This window comes from Salibacterium lacus, from assembly GCF_042684865.1.
Lineage (GTDB): Bacteria > Bacillota > Bacilli > Bacillales > Marinococcaceae > Salibacterium > Salibacterium lacus.
Genome location: NZ_JBHUML010000006.1, coordinates 221,919 through 240,732, shown reverse-complemented (window position 1 = coordinate 240,732; position 18,814 = coordinate 221,919). Strand labels below are relative to the sequence as shown.

The window sequence follows — 18,814 nt, the reverse complement described above, 5'->3', positions numbered from 1 at the left end:
TGCTGTATGTAAACACGAAGGCAGCATTTTTTTGTATACTTGAAGAAGATGATGAAAAAGGGGTTCTGGAAATGGTACAATGCATTGCTCACCGGGGCTGGTCCGGAAGGGCTCCGGAAAATACACTCGCTGCGTTTGAGCTGGCATGGAATTCCCCGGATGTGGATGGTATCGAACTGGATGTTCATCTGTCGCGTGATAACGTACCGGTCGTGATTCATGATCAGACGGTGAAGCGCACCACAAACGGAAAGAAAGCGGTACGGGATTACACTGTCAATGAACTGAAGACGCTGGACGCCGGATCCTGGTTCAACGAACAGTTTGCCGGGCAGAGGATTCCGACACTGGAAGATGTGCTCCGCCGGATGAACCGAAAAAAGTCTCTGACAATTGAGCTGAAGCAGCGCAGAGACATTTATCCCGGGCTGGAAGAGAAAATCGTACGTCTTCTTCATAAGTACGAGATTACAGGGTCTACACTGGTTGGGTCATTTGATCATACAGCGGTAAAAAAAATCAAACAGATGGATGCGTCGATACAAACCGGCCTGATTTTTATGAACCGGCCGGTCATTCCCCTTGAGCAGATGGAAGAGGCCGGGGCGGAAGTTATGATGCTTTATCACGAAATGGCGGGACAGGGTATCGTGGATATGATGCTGTACAACGGCTACAAGGTAAATGTATGGACGGTCAATAAGCAGCACGCTGTCGAAAGGCTTCGTCTCCTGTCTCAGGAGCTTATCATTACGACCAACCATCCCGGTATGGTCCGGGAGAAACAAAAACATAAGAAAAAGTAAAAGGGAGCCGGAGTTTTCGATGAAAAGAAAACTCCGGCTCTGTTTGAATACAGATGGGAGTTGACGCGCAGCGTGGGAGCGTGTAATATGATATTAAACTAAAGTTTTAATTTAAAAACATATGTTTAAGGAGGTGGGGAAATGCCCGTATATAACAATAGAGAGCCGATGACGGAAAAAGAAAAACAGGTTTTCGCGCGTATTAAGGACGATCCTTATGTGTCCCAGCTTGATCTTGCCGAAGCTGTCGGCCTATCGAGACCTGCAGTGGCTAACATCATATCCGGCCTGGTCCGGAAAAACTATATTCTGGGCAAAGCGTACGTCATTAATGAAACCCGGCCGATTGTATGCATCGGCGCGGCAAATGTGGACCGGAAGTTTTATATAAAAGAAGTCCTGCAGTGGGAGACGTCCAACCCTGTCACATCGACGGAGAGTGCAGGCGGCGTGGCGCGGAATTTGGCAGAAAATCTCGGTCGTCTGGAGAAAGAAACGATTCTGTTGACGACAGCCGGGATGGATGCGGACTGGATAACGCTGAAAGAGGCGTCGGAAGGTTACATCAACCTGGACCATGCCGCCGTATTTTATGAAAAATCGACCGGATCCTATACAGCTGTTCTGGACTGGCAGGGCAGTATGACAATGGCTTTTGCGGATATGGAAATTTATGAATCGATCACCCCCGAATATATAGAATCCCGCGACCATGTCTTTCAGCAGGCCGGCGGCATAGCGGCTGACTTGAACTGCCCTGCAGAAACACTGGAACGTATCCGGCAGAAAGCAGTTAAGTATCAAATACCTCTCATGATTACCGCAGTATCTGCCCCGAAAATGCAGCGGCTGCCGGAAAAACTGGGAGGGGTCACATGGCTTGTGACGAATAAGGATGAATCCGAAGCGGCACTTGGCGTAACTATTGAGAATGGAGAGGACTGGCAAAATGCGGTTTCTGCATGGTTGGAAAAAGGGGTAGAGCACGTGGTCGTTACCGGCGGCAGCCTCGGTGCTGTTATCGGAAGTGCGGCTTCCGGGATTTTTCATCTTCCGTCAGAACCGGTGGAAATGATTGCCGATGTAACAGGGGCCGGCGATGCTTTCTGTGCCGCCCTGTTTTACGCCTGGCTTGAAGGATGGGACGTGAAAGCAGCCGGGCAGGCAGGGATGATGCATGCAGCAGCAACTCTGACATCAGAAACCTCTGGAAAAGAAACGATGACTGCAGAATGGTTGAATAAAAGAATGGAGGAACGAACATGAAGTCATTTATCACGTTATCCGAAGAAGTACATACCGCACAAGTTGAGGGAAAACCGGTTGTTGCGCTTGAGTCCACGATTATTTCCCATGGAATGCCGTATCCGCAGAATGTTCAGACGGCCCGGGATGTTGAGCAGATTATCCGGGAAGGTGGTGCAGTGCCAGCCACCATTGCCCTGCTTGATGGACAGATAAAAATCGGCCTGAGTGATGAGGAGCTGGATCTCCTCGCCCGTTCAGAAGGCGTGGCGAAGGCTTCCAGAAAAGATCTTCCGTATCTGGCGGCTACCGGGAAGCACGGAGCAACGACGGTGGCAGCTACCATGATATGTGCAGCCATGGCTGATATCCCTGTCTTTGTGACCGGGGGAATCGGCGGCGTGCACCGGGGTGCCGAGCATTCCATGGACATTTCCGCCGACCTGGAAGAGCTGGCCCGCACGAACGTAGCGGTCGTCTGTTCCGGAGCGAAATCCATTCTGGATCTCGGTTTGACGATGGAATACCTGGAAACGAAGGGTGTACCGGTGATGGGATACAAAACGGATCAGCTGCCGGCCTTTTTCACGCGGTCCAGCGAATTTCCTGTCCATTTCCGGGTGGATGAAGCGGACGAAGCTGCCTCCACCCTGCACGCCAAATGGGAAATGGAAATGGAAGGCGGCGCGGTAATCGCCAATCCGATACCGGAAGATTACGCGATGAAAGAAGAAGTCATTTCCGAAGTGATCGAAAAAGCGGTGCAGGAAGCAGAGAACCTTGGTATTACCGGGAAAGATGTTACCCCGTTTCTACTTCAGAAAATACAGGAATCCACCGGCGGACAGAGTCTGGACGCCAACATTGCCCTGGTAAAGCACAATGCCGAAATAGGCGCAGCCATTGCCGCCGAGTTGAATAAAAAGTCCTGATAAAATAAAAAAGCGGCCCCTGCCTCTGTGAAAGGAGGAAGGGGCCGCTTTTTTTGATGAAACGGTCAAGCGTTTGTCCAGACTGCCCCGCCTATCTATCGGCCATTACAGGTGCAGGGACTGTACGAAGTGGTCGATAGATTGAATTCAGGAGCTGATCGTGTACGGGAAGAGCGGGGGAATGGTCGTCCGCATGTTTTTAACGACTATTTAGCGTATGAATCTATCTGGAACTTGCCGCCAGCCGTTGTCCATCGGCCAATTCCTCCTGATGCTGGTCTGATAACGGCGTCTTGTTCTGTATAAAAAAAGACACCCTGCCTGACATGCCAGGGTGTCTGCTGATTTGTATCGTTATGCTGTCGTTTTTTCTGCTTTTTTCTGCTGCCTTCGTTCTTCACGCACTGTCTTGAAAAAGGAAGCCCCCATTAACAGAACAACAATGGAAAACGGCAGAGCGGCAATGATCAGGGTGTTCTGAAGCCCCTGTGTTCCTCCGTAGTACATTACAACAGCAGCGACAAAAGACATGGCCACACCCCATGAAATTTTTACAATACCGGCTGGTTCAATTGATCCGTTTGTCGACAACATGCCGAGTACAAAGGTAGCAGAGTCAGCCGAAGTAATAAAGAATATGGCAATCACAACAAGAGTCACAATCGACATGATAAACCCAAGCGGATATTCCTGAAGCACCGCAAACGTCGCTGTTTCCATCGGATACTGGGAAATGTCGGCAATTCCGTTTTGTTCCAGGTTCAACGCGGAAACACCGAACACCGCGAAGAAGACAAAACATACAACAGACGGAACGAACAGCACGCCGAGCATAAATTCCTTGATGGAACGACCTTTGGAAATCCGGGCAATAAAGATGCCCACAAACGGCGACCAGGAAATCCACCAAGCCCAATAGAAAATGGTCCACGAATCGATCCAGCCCCGTGTGCCGTCATCGAGCGGAGCACTTCGGAAACTCATGTCAAAGAAATTCGAAAGATAATTTCCCATTGTACTTGTAAACATGTCCAGAATATAGATGGTCGGTCCGACAATAAAAAGGGCAATCAGCAGAATGAATCCGAGCCACATATTGACGTTACTCATATGCTTGATCCCTTTACTGATACCAGACCATGCCGAAATGATAAACAACACAGTAGCAATGACAAGCACAATGATCTGCACCGTAAACGAATTCGGTGTATTAAATAGAAAGGCCATGCCTTCGTTGATCTGGGCGGTTCCAAACCCAAGTGTGGAGGCCACACCAAGAACGGTCGCAAAAACAGCCAGTGCATCAATCAGGGTACCCGGCAGGCCGCGCATGCTTTTTTCGCCTAAAATAGGGATGAGCGTTGCACTGATAAGTCCCGGAAACCCGCGGTGGAACTTAAAATAAGCAAGAGCCAGGGCAACAATAGCATAAACGGCCCAGGCATGAATTCCCCAGTGGAAGAAAGAGTACTGCAGCGATTCACGGATAGCCTGTTCTGACCCGGTTTCTGCTTCAGGCGAGTTTACAAAGGCGTGCGAAATCGGTTCCGCGGTGGTCCAAAATACCATCCCCATTCCCATCCCGGCACTGAAAAGCATGGCAAACCAGGTAGGCAGTTTGAATTCAGGCTCGGTATCATCACTCCCGAGTTTTATTCGTCCGTACGGGGAGAAGATTAAGTATACACAAAATCCTAGAATGAAGACTACAATAATTAAGTAATACCATCCGAACCCTGTAGAAAAGGACGATGTTAAAGTGTTTGTTACGTTTTGAAGCTGATCCGGCGATATAGAGCCCCAAATAACAAGGGCTGCACATAACGCGATCGAAATCCAGAATACCGGCGTTACATGTCTCACACTTTCACCTCTTACTTTGATTTATTATTTCATTTTTGGAATGTTTCGGAACTGCTCACAAAAAATAAATCTTCAAGGACTATGATGACGGACGTGCCATTCCTTGTTGTGCATGCAATAATTTTAATCGTAATAATAACCTTGTGATTTTTCAACACCCCTCATCCCCTTAACACCGGGGAAAAAACTCTCTGAGTACGCTCATGAAGGGGGATTCATAAATTTAAAAAAGTTAAATATTTTTTTTACAAAATGAATGTATCGAACCCTTTTATTGAATTTATATGTAAAATAATTTAAATTCGAATATAAATAGTAATATAAAAATATGCCTGAATCCGTGATAAAGAGGGTTATTGTTGGAGTGAGGTTCCGTTCTATATCTATAACTCGTTTCTACTTTAGGAATACGCTGGAGGCAAAGAAGCATACGCTGCAGGCGGACGTTTTCCGCGGGCAGCGCCTCAGCTATATCAAACGGAAAAACCGCCGTTTGATAGGATCTTCGGCTGCTGCTCTTCCCGCTGGAAGCGCCGCCTTCCGCTCCTGCCTTCGTTTTCTTCTCTTTAGAAAAGGGTGCTTTTGCAGCAACACAAAGAAACCTACAGGGTTTCTATAGGTTCGCTCATCGATAAGACAGGCTTAAGCAAAAGAGGGCACGTTGTCTTTTTATGTAGGGGTATACCGATGGAATAAACGGATCAAACAGTCTTTCCATGGATGGCCGCGGAATATGGATAGATACCGCCCTCGCGCATGGCGGACCATACGTGCAGCAAATAAAATCATGTGCTGGATAACTGTTTTTAATCGTTGTCGGAAGACGTTTTTGGAAACAGGAAAATCACTGCCGCCCAGGACATCCTGACCAATAGAACGAAGCAGATTATAAGCCAGGGATCCAAGAGCCAGCACAAGCGCGTTCGTTGCGAACGTTCCCGATGGGAACCTTTCTAAATCCATATCGGTTTTCAACTCGCTGTGGAATTGCTCGCACGTGCCATGCTGCTTATACAAATCGATAATGGTTTCCGGCGGAAGGTCCAGCGATGTCCAGAAACTCTGGAAATCAATATCCGGGAACATGTTGATCTGTCCGTCTTTCATAATAGTTCGTACCACGAGACGGTAGACTTGATAGACCGTACGCTCTTCTAAAACATCGGGGACCGAAACACGACCGGTATAAATGGTCTTTCCTTCACGGGGCTTTGAAGCCGTTCCGTGTTGTTCAGCATGAGCCAGCCATGCTTCAGGGGATTCCCGGCGCGGGTTTCGTTTGACAATAAAATCGGCGCCATGATCGTCACACAGCTTCAAGTTTTCTTTAGCATCATTTCCTCCATCCATACGGACACAAAGTCGTTCCGATGTAATCTCTCCGGCCGAAGTCAAAGCCTGTTGAAGAACCTCCGGCATGCTTTTCTGCACATGCTCGTTCCCTTCATGCAGCTGGGCATAGACGAGGTGTCCTTCTTCTCCAAGGTAAGCAAAAGCAGGATTATAGCCTTCGACCTTTTTATACGTGAAACGAACGCCTTCTTTTTTGGTTCCACTGTTATCAAAGGGAGAATGATCCACATCAAGAGGAAGAAGAGACAGATTGTCCGCCTTCTGCGTTGTATCGGTTGATACAACTGTCGGAGTAAGCGAAGACGACCGTTGTTTTAAAAATCGGGTGTTTTCCTCCCATATCAACGGGAGGGTTTCCGGATGCTGCGCCAGCTGATTGAAACGCTGCCGTAATGTCGGGGAAGACGGAACTCCCTGAAGACCGAGGGATTGTTGAAAAAACACATCACCGCGGGATTCTTCTATCCAGTCAAAATCATTTTTCCCCTGAGAGAGAAGGCCGAGATAGCTGTATACGACATCGCCATGGGAAATGGCGGCCGACGATGTTAAGCCGGGCATGGATAAGAAATGGAGACGTTTATGTAAGTTCAAGGATTGAAGGAGTTCCCCTATCAAGAGAAGTCCACTGGCAGATATAATATAATCATCCGTTCATTGGATATCAAATCGACGTTTCATTTTTTCACCTTCCGGGTGCATTCATTCAATAAGATGAATAGGATCTTACCGCCTATTTTATCAAGGTTTTGAAGGGTATGTCGAAAGATATCATCACGGATTCAGGATATGTACAGAATGAAATGAATAACAGTACAATCTATTTTTGTGTGATGTTCATTAAAAGGTTTATAGAAAGTAATGGAGGAGTGGATTTTAAGAAAATCAGAGTGCTGATTAGTGACAGGTTTCTCTTTTGTGCACGTTTCCAGTCAGATGTGTAGAGAAGGCGGACTTGTCTTTTTAAGAGAATGGAACAGTTGGTAACAAAAGAAGATGAGGCTGCTCAAGGCGTGACTTCCGTCTAATAATAGAGGAGCGTGAAGGATAACCCTGGCTGCTGGAGATTCAAAAAAGTGTATATATCGACCGAACTCTGCTGTTTACATGCCAAATGCCGTGATTTACGAGCCAAGTGGAGGGCCATACGATCCGAATCCTTTCTTACATGCCAACTATGCTCGCTTACAAGCCAAGTAAGAAGAAATACCGGCCGAATGTGCGGGTTTACATGCCAACGCAAAAAAGACGGAGCGGGATTACGTCCCGGGCTCCGTCTTTTTGCATTTACATCTTAGGAGGAGGACAGGTCTTCACCGTTCGTGGCGATGACTTTCTGGTACCAGGAAAAGCTGTCCTTCTTCGAACGTTTTAAGCTGCCGCTGCCGTAATCGTCCTGGTCCACATAGATGAAGCCGTAGCGCTTCGACATTTCGGAGGTGGAGAAGCTGACAAGATCAATCGGTCCCCATGTGGTGTAGCCCCAGAGATCCACACCATCGCCGACCGCTTCTTTCATCTGTTCAATATGACTGGCAAGATAATCGATACGGTACGGATCGTGAACGCTGCCGTCTTCTTCTACTTTATCAAAGGCGCCAAGTCCATTTTCTACAATGAACAATGGCTTTTCGTAGCGTTCATAGAACATGTTCAGCAGGGTGCGCAGACCGACCGGATCAATCTGCCAGCCCCAGTCCGATGCTTCGAGATACGGGTTTTTGAGCCCTGAAATCAGGTTGCCGCCGGCTTTCTCGCCACCTTGTTCCGGACGGGCGGAGACTCCTGACATATAGTAGCTGAACGGGATGAAGTCGACAGTGTTTTCGCGGAGCAGCCGCTCATCTCCGAGTTCCATCTTAATATGGATATCATGTTCGGCGAAGAAACGCTTCATGTAGAACGGATAACTGCCGCGGGTGAAGACATCCGTGAAAAAGAACGTTTTCTGCATGTCATTGTGCGCCGCGGATGCGTCTTCCGGGTGCGGACTGTTCGGATAATTGATCATGCCGATTACCATGCAGCCGATGCTTGCGTCCGGAATGATGCGGTGGCAGGCTTCAATGGCTTTGGCATTGGCCACGAGCTGATGGTGCGCTGCCTGATACTTTGCCTCGAGCAGTCGTCCTTCCGGTACAAAATCCTGCACCAGGCCTGTACCGATATAAGGGGCCATTAAAAGCGAATTGATTTCATTAAAGGTGATCCAGTATTTCACTTTATCTTTATAACGCTGAAAGACGGTTCTCGCATAATGAACAAAATAATCGACGACGTCACGACTGTAAAATCCACCGTATTCGCGGGAAAGGTGAAGCGGGATTTCATAATGGGATAATGTCACGAGCGGCTCAATTCCGTGTTTTTGCATTTCATCAAAGACGTTGTCGTAAAAAGCGAGGCCTTCTTCATTCGGCTCTGATTCCACACCGGTCGGGAAGATACGTGCCCAGCCGATGGAAATCCGGAACGTTTTAAAGCCGAGCTCTTTCATCAACGCAATGTCTTCTTTGTAGTTATGGTAAAAGTCGATACCGAACCGTTTCGGGAAGACTCGGTCGTTTTCGGTGTCAAGAACGCGCTGGATCTCATCGAGGCTTGGAAATGGAATCTTCATGCTTGTCCGATCTTCCGGTTCTACGAATTCCACAACATCAGCAGTCGATAGTCCTTTGCCTCCAAGGTTGTAGGCGCCTTCCACCTGGTTGGCTGATGTGGCCCCGCCCCATAGAAATCCCTGTGGAAACTGTGGTTGAAATGTCATCATTCACTCACTCCTTTATAGTAGTAAACAGGCAGCCGCGCCAACCGGTTGAGGCCGGCACGGGCCTGCAAGTCATTCAGCGTATAATCGAAAGTATGGGATCGCCGGGCGTGACGTTGCCGTCGGTATCGCCGAGTACATCGTAGTAATTGCCGCTGTTTGTAATAATAACCGGCGTAGCGATGTCAAAGCCGCTGTCCTTGATGCCTTCTACATCAAACTCTGCAAGCAGTTCGCCTTTTTTCACGACCTGGTCCTGCTGCACGTGGGACGTGAAATGCTGTCCATCCAATTGTACCGTGTCCAGTCCGATATGCATGAGGATTTCAACACCGGCTTCTGTCGTCAGGCCGTATGCATGCTTGGTCGGGAAGACGGTACTGATGGTGCCGTCCGCCGGCGCATATAGTTTTCCACTTACAGGAATCACGGCAACACCTTTACCCAGAGCTTCGGAAGAAAAGGCTGCATCATTCACTTCTCCAAGGGGAATGACAGCGCCTTCCAGCGGACTGCTTATCGTGTGCTGTGATTCACTACCGGCCGCAGAAGGTGTCGTTACATCTATATCCTGACTGCCGGACGTGGTGCTTCCAGCATCTTCTTCCGGTTCCCCGTCTCTTGCATCGCTGTACCCGAAGAAATAGGTCAAAATGGCAGCCAGAACAAATGACACGGCGATCGCTACGCAGAAGAGGGCGAACCCTTCTCCGAAATAAATAGGAAGGGTTGTAAGACCCGGCAGACCGACGGCAAGAGCAGTAGCACCGGACAAACCGACGATGGCACCGCCGGCACCGCCTGCTGCAGCGCCGAGTACAAACGGGCGCTTATATCGCAGGTTAATCCCGTAAATGGCCGGCTCCGTGACTCCGAACAGACCGGAAATGGCAGCTGGTCCGGCGATAGCTTTTACGCCGGTCTGTCTTGTTTTCAGCCATACGCCGAGAGCGGCGCCGGCCTGGGCAAACACAGCCGGGGCAATGATTGCTGAAAAGGTGTCTTCCCCGTATACGGAAATATTGTTGATACCAATCGGAACAAATCCCCAGTGCAGACCGAAGATGACAAGAACCTGCCAGAAAACACCCATGATGATACCAGCGATAACAGGACTGAGATCAAATACAAACGTATATCCATCCGCGAGCCATCCGCTGATCACTGTACCAACCGGGCCGAACGCTGCCAAGGTTAACGGTACCATGACCAGAAGCAGAATGAGCGGTGTGAAAAACATCCGGATGCTGGAATGCAGCCAGTTATTCAGCACACCTTGAAACTTCGACATAATATAAATGGAAATTAATATCGGAATCACCGACGTGGAGTAATCTGCCATGATGACCGGGATGCCGAGAAACGACATTGTTCCTTGTTCCTCACCGAACGTAATCAGGTCGGGGTAGAATAACGCACCCGCAATAACAAGAGCAACATAGGGATCGCCTTCAAATTTTCGTGCCGCGGTTACGGCAAGCAAAAATGGAAGAAAGTAAAACAAGCTGTCTGACGCCGCATTCAGAATCTGATACGTGCCGCTGTCGGTGGCAAGCAGGTTGGTGGACTCCAGAACAGCAAGCAGTCCCTTAAAGATCCCGGCACCGGCAAGTGCCCCGAGAATCGGAGTGAAAATACCGGCGATAATATCGATGGCGCGGTTGAACAAACTTCCTTTTTCTTCATTTCCGCCACCGCCGCTGCTTTCTTCTCCAAGACTTGTTGTTTTTGTAATGGCTTTGTACACATCGGACACTTCGTTGCCGATAACAACCTGGAACTGACCGCCGCTTTCCACGACCTGAAGAACACCTTCCAGATCATCCACCGTCTGTTTGTCCGCTTTCTCATTGTCATGCAGTCTGAAACGGAGCCTGGTGGCACAGTGATACACAGACTGCACGTTCTCTTCGCCGCCGACGTTTTCAATAATGGAACCGGCGAGCGATTCGAAATCTTTTTTCATGACAATTCTCCCCTTTCTAATCTATATGAAAATAAAAAAACCTGAGCTGAGTCCACGCAGAAAACAGACACATGCGTCTTCTGCGTGGAGTTCAACTCAGGTTTTGCCTGCTGCTCAGTTACAATCCTGATTATTTCTCGTTATTCCATTGTGGCCCGGGATGTCACCCGGTGCACGTGAACGGTAAGATAAATCATTTCGTCTTTGGAAACCGTCCATTCATACGTGTTTTCCACGTAAGCTGCCATTTTGCGGCTACATTCATAGGCTTGACGGTACTGCTGTTTCACTTGGTTGAAAAGAAAATCGTCTCCCGTGTCGTAGCTTGCCCGTTCATTCCGGATCAGACGCCAGGCAAAGAAGCGCAGATGAGTGACAAACCGCTCGTAATTCAGTGATTTTTCATCCAGTTCAATACCGAAGTGGTACTTCACAATCGTCAGCAGGTCATTCACTATCGTTACAACCTGTACGATGGAATCCAGCTTTTCTCCCGACATCTGGCTGTTAACGAGGTGAAGGGTGATGGACGCCGCTTCATCTTCTTCAAGTTCCATTCCCGTTTCTTCCCGAATGATATCAAGCGCTTTCAGGGCTACGTCAAATTCTGCCCGGTAATACTTTCGGATCTCCCAGGAAAGTGCATTCTGCAGACGAAGTCCTTGTTTATGCCGGTGGAGGGCGAAGTTTAAATGGTCGGTCAAGGCAACATACAGATAATCATCCAGTTTAACGCCCAGTTCCTGCTTGGCCATGGATATAATCTGTTCTGACAGTTCCAGAAACTTCTCCGGAACATCTTTTAGAAGCTCCGCCAGCTTCTCCGATACCGCGTGGTCTTCCAAAACGAACGTTTTCTCTACTTTATCGTCATGGACTACGTCTCCCTTCTGCTGCCCGAAAGCGAGCCCCCGTCCCATGACGACCATCTCCTGTCCCTGTTCGTTCTCGGTCAATATGACATTATTGTTGTACACTTTCTTAATCTTCATAAGGACCGTCCTTTTTTCTTTCTTGCAGCAAATAAAAAACCTAAATTTATCCATACTGCACCTGAGGCGTATGAAAAAATTTAGGTTTTGCCTGCTGAACAGTTACAATCCTAAGTGATCCTATTTTTGTAAGCGGTTATTTAATATTTAATCATAAGGCATTAGTCCTGTCAATGGTAAAGAAATGCTGGAACAATTAGATGGACACGACACCGATTCAAACGATGGATACTGGTGCTGTTTTTCGAGAATTCCCGGTGGCTGTAAGCCTTAAAAGGGAGTGTACCAGCCAAACTCTGCCGTTTACATGCCAAATACCGTGATTTACCTGCCAAGCTGAGGGTAATACCTGCCGAGTCCTTTCTTACAAGCCAAATAGGCTCATTTACATGCCAAGTAAGAAGATATACAAGCCGAATATGCGGATTTACCAGCCAACATAAAAGACGGAGCGGGATTAGTTCCCCGCTCCGTTCCTTATCGCATTCACCTTCTAGTGTGCTTTCATTTCCTCAACAATTTCCTCTCCACTTAAATCGGACGGATAATACGTAGGCCAGTGGGTCACTTCTTCAAGCAGCGCACCGCGGTCGTCTCCCCAGTAGAGATGGTAGTGGTACGCATCTTTCGGGGCGATGCCGTGGTCACTGAACTGAATGTAGGTGGGAGCTTCGCCGACGTTCTCCTCTTTTTGAAAGATATAGCGGACGCCTCTGTTTCCTGCTTCGTATTCCAAGATTTCGTAGCCGTCATAGGCATACTCCGCAGACATTTTTTCCCCGTTTTCATGGAATGTCACGGTTTGCCCGTCGATAACGATCCGGTCCACGTCCGTTTTGTATCCTTTGGTGTAGTATTCTTTATACCCTTCCGCCGTTTTCTCTCCTTCTTCTGCTTTATAGGAGAACACTTCATCAAGGGTGCCGTCCTGCAGGTAAGGATACACGGACTGCCAGTCACCTTCCCAGTCGGACAGGGACCGGTCTTTCACCTGATTGTCTTCAAACCAGCCATCGTAAATTTCCTGCTCCTCTTCACTCATGCTGTGGCTGTGCTCATGATCACGATCATGACTGTGATTGTGACTGTGGTCATGGGGACTTTCTTCTGGTGAAGATTCGCTGTCTACAGTGCTTCCGGAAGTTTCTTCGGTTTCCGATTCGGATGCCGATTCCCCATTTGAATCGGACCCTTGCCCGCATCCTGCTAGTACGAAGCTGACAGCTATCACAAATAAGGCATACTTAAGTAATGTTTTCATTGATACACGTCCCCTCCTCATATAAATCGTAATAGTTACGATTTATATTGTATCGATATCAGCTTTTAATTTCAAGGTGAAATTTTTTAATAAAGAGTTTTTCAGAAAAAAGGTTGGACCGTTTTTTGCATTCGGCAGAGCCGTCCTTTAAACTGAAAGGATAAAGAAAAACAGGGGGGACCATCATGGAAACCGCAGTGTTCGGACTCGGATGATTCTGGGGACCCGATGCCCAGTTTGGGCAGCTTCAAGGAGTACACCGTACACGCGTCGGTTATACCGGCGGGAGTTTGAAGAACCCGACATACCGGAAGATGGGAGATCATACGGAATCACTTGAAATTTTGTTTGACCCTTCCAAAATCAGCTATGACGAACTGCTGGAACTTTTCTGGGACAGCCATAACCCTGCGATGAGTGCACCATTTGGAAAACGTCAGTACATGTCACTGCTGATGTACGGGAATGAAGAACAAAAGAAGAAAGCATTTGCTTCCAAAGAAAGAAAAGAAGAAGAGCTGGATGCGCAGATAAAAACGGAAATAATAGCACGGGACACTTTTTTCCCTGCTGAAGATTATCATCAGAAATATTTTCTGCGACGGTATAAAAAAGCAGTGGAGACTCTTTCGCGGTTGTATCCCGATGAAATTTCGTTTCGTGATGCGGCAGTAACCGCGAGGCTCAACGGCTTTGTGCGCGGGCGTTCCTCCATGAAGGAACTAAAAGACGAAATCGAAAGCTGGGGATGGAGCGCGGAGCAGAAATACCAGACATTTCAGGTACTGGATGCGATCCGCTGGTGATCATTTATAACCTTTCGACACGTTCGGAAGGTTTTCTTTTTACATATCAGCAAAAACAGGACATTTAAAATGATAGTCAGTCTTTTGGAAGAATTCATTTGCATCATGCATCCAATCCGCTCATTTTAACGTTAGCTGGTTGAATGGTTCTTCAGGGACGCCAAAGGAGTTTCGCATATGAATCAATCAACGGATAAGGAGTTGTACGACCGCATCCGGGACAAAGACCGGGAAGCGCTGGAAATGTTGTATGACAGGTACGAAAGACTTCTGTATTCCTTTGCATTCCGGATGACAAACGATGCACAGGCTTCAGAAGAAGTGATGCAGGATGTGTTCCTGAAACTGTGGAAGGGCAGCGGAGCCGGTCAGTACAGGGAAGAGCGGGGAAAATTCTCGAGCTGGCTGCTTACCATTACCCGCAATGCGTCCATTGACCGGAACCGCCGAATCAAAACGCAGGAAGTGGAGTGGGAAGAACGGGATTCCCGTCATGAGGAAATGCCCGGAGTGGAACAGGAAGTGGAAAGCAAAGAAGAAAGGGATGAATTGCAGAATGCCATTCATACCCTGCCGGATGCGCAGCAGCGCATGATCTGTCTTTTTTATTTCCAGGGGTATTCGCAGCAGGAAATCTCGAATGCCTGTGATATTCCTCTTGGAACCGTGAAAGGAAGAATTCGGCTTGCCCTTCAGAAATTAAGAGAAAATCTGGCTGAAGAAAGGGGGATCGACGATGGAAAATAAAACATGTCATGATCTTATCGATTATATCAATGATCGTCTGACAGAAGAAGAAAAGCAGGCATTTGAACACCACCTTCAAGAATGTGAAGAGTGCCGCAGGGAACTCCAGGAATTCGAAAACGCCGCAGGAGACATTCCGTTTCACGTGAAACAAGTCGATCCACCTGAAGGTTTAAAAGGCCGGGTTCTCGGTCATGTGCTGGCAGAAGAACAACACAACGAGCCTGTACAGTCCGCCCCCAAAACGACATGGAATAAAGCGAAGTGGTGGGGTGGGGCGCTTGCCGCCGGTCTTCTTCTTTCCCTGGGTATGAATATGTATACTACATCCCAGCTGCAGGACCTCTCGACAGAGAATCAGGAACTTGAGCAGGAGTTATCCGATACCCGGACGGCATTGTCGGAGCTGCAGGAAGAAGAAAACGGCGCATCTCCCGGGACGCAGGACTCCATTCAGACAGCAACCTTTCTCCCATCGAATGAAGGAGGAAGTGCCGGGACCGCTGCGCTTGTGGAGCAAAACGGGACGGCAGAGCTCCTTGTTCAGGCACAGAGTATGGAAGAACTGGAAAATGAAGAAGTGTACCAGGTGTGGTTGTTTGAAGACGGTACACCTGTGCCGGCGGGATCCTTTACGACGAATGAAGCAGGAGCCGGTGGTGTATTGTATAAATTGGAAGAAAAGCAGGGGGACTGGGACGCGGTAGCCGTATCGAAGGAACCGCAGCCAGGCAATGAGCAGCCCCAGGGAGAAGTAGTGCTTCAGGCTCAGTGGTCCTGATGACCGTCTTTGCGGCATTTTGAAAAAGAGGTGATCCGGCATACAGCCGGGTTGCCGTTTTTTATTTGTGGCGGCCCTTGTTGGTATCAGGTAAGAAAAGCAGTTTGGACACCGTTGTTTTTCAGCAGGATAACTTCTGGTGGATATGTTTGCCGCTGCTGCAAAAGAGGAAGATAGATAGTAGATACTTACATTGGCAGGGCTTTTTCTCCCTGTGATTTTGACTAGAAAAAGGAGGAGCACATAGTGAGTAACCAAGTCTTGTTTGTGGGAGCGGGATATGCCAACCTTTCCGTTCTGAAAAATTGGAGAAAGCACACCCCGGGCGATACGGAATGGACATTGATTTCACCTTCACGCTACAAATATTTTCCGGAAATGATGGGGCCGTACATGGAAGGCCGGTACAGTCTGGAAGATATCCGTGTTGACTTGGCGGATTTCTGTCAAAGAAACGGCGGCCGTTTTCTGGAAGAGAAAGTGACCGCGGTGGATCAAAATAGAAAAACGGTATTAACCGAGAGCGGCAAGTCTGTTTCGTTTGACCTTATTTCTGTTGGAATGGGATTGCGGCAGGAAACGGGATCCATTCCGGGTGTACGCGAGCATGCTCTGTTTCTGAATCCACATGAAGAAATACCGATGACAACGGCGAGCATGCAGCACACGGAATATCCTGTTGTTGCCGGCGGCGGTGCTTTCGGAGTGGAGCTTGCTCTTTCGCTGCAGGCATGGCGTCAGGCGAACAGGAAGAAGACACCGGTAACCCTGGTCACGAGCGGGCCTCTCCTTCCAGAAGAGAAAAAAGAAGTACGGGAAAATGTAAGAGATCTTCTTGATGCACGGGGCTTGCTTGTATATGAGAACATACCGGTCGAGCGGATGGACGGAGATGTTATTTACGCCGGAAGCAAAGTTCTGCCATACGGGCAGATGCTCTGGCTGGATGGCGCGGAGCCGCCGCTCATATTTGACTATGCGAATCTGCCGGTGGATGATAAAGGATTTCTGCTGCTTTCTTCCACGCTGCAGGCAGTCGGCCATCCGCACGTTTTCGGCACCGGAGCCGCAACGGTGCTACAGGAGGAACCGGATGTTTCAAAAGGCAGCATGACGGCGTCGCAGGAGGCACAAGTGCTGGAAGAAAACCTCAATCGCATGCTGCGCGGCAAAACGAAACTGAAAACATTTAAGCCGCCGAAGAAGGAAGCGATGATACTGAATCTGGGAAGCGGGACAGGCTTGTACCGACGCGGCAGCAGGGCGGCGATAAATAAACACGCCTGGAAAGAAAAGAAGAAGCTGGATAAGAACATCATGAAAGAATACAGTTCCTGAAAAGGAGGAAAAGAGCATGGCTCAACACATGAATTTTCATATTACCGGAGAATCGGAAAACATGAGAACCGTGGCAGAATCGGGAGCGCACCGCATCGAAATTGATGAACCCCGGAGTCTGGGCGGAAATGATAGTGCCCCGGATCCTTTAACGACCATGCTCGGGTCTCTTGCCGGCTGCGAGAATGTCGTCGCCAATTTTGCCGCAAAAGAGCTGGATTTCGATCTTCAGGGAATTTCCTTTGATATTTCCGGCGAGATCGATCCCCGCGGTATGCAGGGAGTGGAAGGAGTGCGCCCGTATTTTCAGACCGTAACTCTTCACGCCAAAGTGAAAACGAGCGAGTCCGATGAAAGGATTCAGGAACTTAAACGTCTCACCGATGAGCGCTGCCCTGTGTTCACTACACTTCAGGCAGCGGGTGTAGAACTGAATACCAGCTGGGAAAAAGCATAGACGATGGATATGTATCACGACCCGGACGACGGTCTGAGACCGCAGCGTCCGGGTTTTTTGTGGTTGTGGTGCAGTCCGTCGTGCGGTACTTACCGCCGCCATTTCCGGAAGCGGCCCGCAGTGTGCAGATCAGCCGGGGGCCAGGCCCCGTTTTTGGTTCGCTGGGTGAAAAAGGAACCGGCAGAGTGGGTCTGCGGTTTACATGCTGCCGGACGGGGGATGTGGAGGTTAGAGACAAACGGAACGGTAAAATGTCCAGTATCCGGGTTTTACACCCATTTCTGCGTGTGAAACTCTGCAAAATGTCCGCAAAAAATTTTTACCGGACATTTTGCGTGGAAAAGTGTCCACTACTTCAGGATTACAGACACTTTCAGCCGCAGAGTGTCCATAACTCCTGCCGTGTCTTTACGGTGCATCCTACTGATTGGAGAGCCAGGGCAGGACAGCCTGCCGGTGCTCCTGAATCCCTACGTTATTACCCGTGACGACAGCGACAGCCGGTCCTGCTGGTTTCACGGTCCCATCCAGAAGGGCGCTGACACCAACAGCCGCCGCTCCCTCCACTACAAAGCGGTGCGTTTCATATAAAAAGGCCATACCGCGGGCAATCGATTCTTCCGATAAACGGATTCGTTTGTCCACATACTGTGTAACGAGAGGCATTGTATAACGATTGGCTGATCCAATGCCGCCGAGCAGGCTGTCGGCGTGTGTTGGATGTTCCGGCGATACTACCGGCCTGCCCGCCTGAATGCTGTCATCCATGGCGGCTCCTTTTTTGACGGACAATCCGGCCACCTGTACAGCGGGATCGGCTTCTTTCATTACAAGTCCGATTCCTGACAGAAGTCCTCCACCTGACAGACCGGCGGCAACGGTCTGTATTTCCGGCAGTTCTTCCAGAATTTCCAGACCGATCGTGCCCTGACCGGCAATAACGGCCGGATGATCGAACGGAGGAATCAGTACATACCCTTTTTGTTCTTGGAGCCGTGCACATACTTTTGCTGCGTCGTCCTGACTTTCTCCTTCGATATGAAGCTCCGCGCCGGCGACTTCCAATGCATGGATTTTTGCTTCAGGCACGTGTTTTGAAACGCAGACCACTGCCTTCATGCCTGCCTGTGCGGCAGCATAAGCTGTCGCAAACCCGTGATTTCCTGTTGAAAAAGTAACAACACCGCGTTTCTTTTCCTCAGATGGAAGCGAGGTGATCATATTCACAGCTCCCCGCAGCTTGAATGCTCCGGTCGGCTGCATCTGTTCCAGTTTCAGATAGACCGGCACCCCTGTTTTTTCAGAAAGAACAGGAGAAGGGATCAGCGGAGTGGGCGGAAGTGTCTGCTGTATCCGTTTTTTTGCGATCCAGACATCACGTACGGTTATGGTTTTCATCCAATCCGCTCCTTATACCAATTTTGACCATTATACCTTCTCTTTAAAGAATAAGGGCCGGACGACGCAGATGTCCACTCTCCTTTCAGCACAGCTTCAGGT

14 protein-coding genes and 1 pseudogene are annotated in these 18,814 nt (G+C 48.9%); 8 read left to right on the top strand and 7 right to left on the bottom strand.

Features of this window, described 5'->3' with window-relative positions; genetic code table 11:
* Window positions 1-71 precede the first annotated feature (71 nt).
* The 3 genes from ACFSUB_RS17005 to ACFSUB_RS16995 all read left to right on the top strand — a co-directional run bounded on the left by ACFSUB_RS17005 (window position 72) and on the right by ACFSUB_RS16995 (window position 2,983).
* A complete protein-coding gene (locus ACFSUB_RS17005) occupies window positions 72-806 on the top strand; it encodes a glycerophosphodiester phosphodiesterase (protein WP_380714476.1) in 735 nt (244 codons plus the stop codon).
* Window positions 807-947: 141 nt separating this feature from the next.
* Entirely contained in the window at window positions 948-2,072 is a 1,125-nt protein-coding gene (locus ACFSUB_RS17000) for a carbohydrate kinase (RefSeq protein ID WP_380714475.1), read from the top strand.
* Window positions 2,069-2,983 carry a pseudouridine-5'-phosphate glycosidase gene (locus ACFSUB_RS16995; RefSeq protein WP_380714474.1) on the top strand — a complete coding sequence of 305 codons (915 nt, stop codon included), beginning with the start codon at window positions 2,069-2,071 and terminating at the stop codon, window positions 2,981-2,983. Before ACFSUB_RS17000 ends, ACFSUB_RS16995 begins: the two co-directional genes overlap by 4 nt.
* A 354-nt stretch (window positions 2,984-3,337) precedes the next feature.
* On the opposite strand, the gene ACFSUB_RS16990 is transcribed toward ACFSUB_RS16995, so the two are convergent.
* The 6 genes from ACFSUB_RS16990 to ACFSUB_RS16965 all read right to left on the bottom strand — a co-directional run bounded on the left by ACFSUB_RS16990 (window position 3,338) and on the right by ACFSUB_RS16965 (window position 13,185).
* On the bottom strand, window positions 3,338-4,846 hold the full coding sequence (locus ACFSUB_RS16990) for a BCCT family transporter (RefSeq protein ID WP_380714473.1): 1,509 nt from the start codon (window positions 4,844-4,846) through the stop codon (window positions 3,338-3,340).
* 669 nt (window positions 4,847-5,515) lie between these two features.
* Window positions 5,516-6,838: an IS1380 family transposase gene (locus ACFSUB_RS16985; RefSeq protein WP_380714582.1), complete on the bottom strand. Its 1,323-nt coding sequence runs from the start codon at window positions 6,836-6,838 to the stop codon at window positions 5,516-5,518.
* Between the two features lie 655 nt (window positions 6,839-7,493).
* Window positions 7,494-8,969: a glycoside hydrolase family 1 protein gene (locus tag ACFSUB_RS16980; protein WP_380714472.1), complete on the bottom strand. Its 1,476-nt coding sequence runs from the start codon at window positions 8,967-8,969 to the stop codon at window positions 7,494-7,496.
* 73 nt (window positions 8,970-9,042) lie between these two features.
* Window positions 9,043-10,932 (bottom strand): beta-glucoside-specific PTS transporter subunit IIABC, encoded by a 1,890-nt coding sequence (locus ACFSUB_RS16975; protein ID WP_380714471.1) that lies wholly within the window; start codon window positions 10,930-10,932, stop codon window positions 9,043-9,045.
* Window positions 10,933-11,072: 140 nt separating this feature from the next.
* Complete coding sequence (licT, locus tag ACFSUB_RS16970) at window positions 11,073-11,924, bottom strand: BglG family transcription antiterminator LicT (RefSeq protein ID WP_380714469.1); 852 nt, start codon at window positions 11,922-11,924, stop codon at window positions 11,073-11,075.
* Between the two features lie 493 nt (window positions 11,925-12,417).
* The gene (locus tag ACFSUB_RS16965; protein WP_380714467.1) at window positions 12,418-13,185 is read right to left on the bottom strand and encodes a ZinT family metal-binding protein; all 768 of its coding nucleotides are present in this window, start codon (window positions 13,183-13,185) and stop codon (window positions 12,418-12,420) included.
* A 227-nt stretch (window positions 13,186-13,412) separates the two neighbouring features.
* On the opposite strand from ACFSUB_RS16965, the pseudogene ACFSUB_RS16960 reads away from it, so the two are divergent.
* From ACFSUB_RS16960 to ACFSUB_RS16940, 5 genes and pseudogenes are all read left to right on the top strand, one after another.
* Window positions 13,413-13,991: pseudogene (locus ACFSUB_RS16960) on the top strand (peptide-methionine (S)-S-oxide reductase); the annotation flags it as partial.
* 177 nt (window positions 13,992-14,168) lie between these two features.
* Window positions 14,169-14,738, top strand: a complete 570-nt coding sequence (locus tag ACFSUB_RS16955; RefSeq protein ID WP_380714466.1) for an RNA polymerase sigma factor — start codon at window positions 14,169-14,171, stop codon at window positions 14,736-14,738.
* Window positions 14,728-15,519, top strand: a complete 792-nt coding sequence (locus ACFSUB_RS16950) for an anti-sigma factor (RefSeq protein WP_380714465.1) — start codon at window positions 14,728-14,730, stop codon at window positions 15,517-15,519. Before ACFSUB_RS16955 ends, ACFSUB_RS16950 begins: the two co-directional genes overlap by 11 nt.
* Window positions 15,520-15,765: 246 nt before the next feature.
* Window positions 15,766-16,857, top strand: coding sequence for an NAD(P)/FAD-dependent oxidoreductase (locus tag ACFSUB_RS16945; protein WP_380714464.1), 1,092 nt, complete (start codon window positions 15,766-15,768; stop codon window positions 16,855-16,857).
* A gap of 16 nt (window positions 16,858-16,873) precedes the next feature.
* Window positions 16,874-17,314, top strand: coding sequence for an OsmC family protein (locus ACFSUB_RS16940; protein WP_090926537.1), 441 nt, complete (start codon window positions 16,874-16,876; stop codon window positions 17,312-17,314).
* 420 nt (window positions 17,315-17,734) lie between these two features.
* Here ACFSUB_RS16940 and eutB read toward each other — a convergent pair whose 3' ends face one another.
* The gene (gene eutB / locus ACFSUB_RS16935; RefSeq protein ID WP_380714463.1) at window positions 17,735-18,712 is read right to left on the bottom strand and encodes a hydroxyectoine utilization dehydratase EutB; all 978 of its coding nucleotides are present in this window, start codon (window positions 18,710-18,712) and stop codon (window positions 17,735-17,737) included.
* Between the last annotated feature and the right edge of the window lie 102 nt (window positions 18,713-18,814).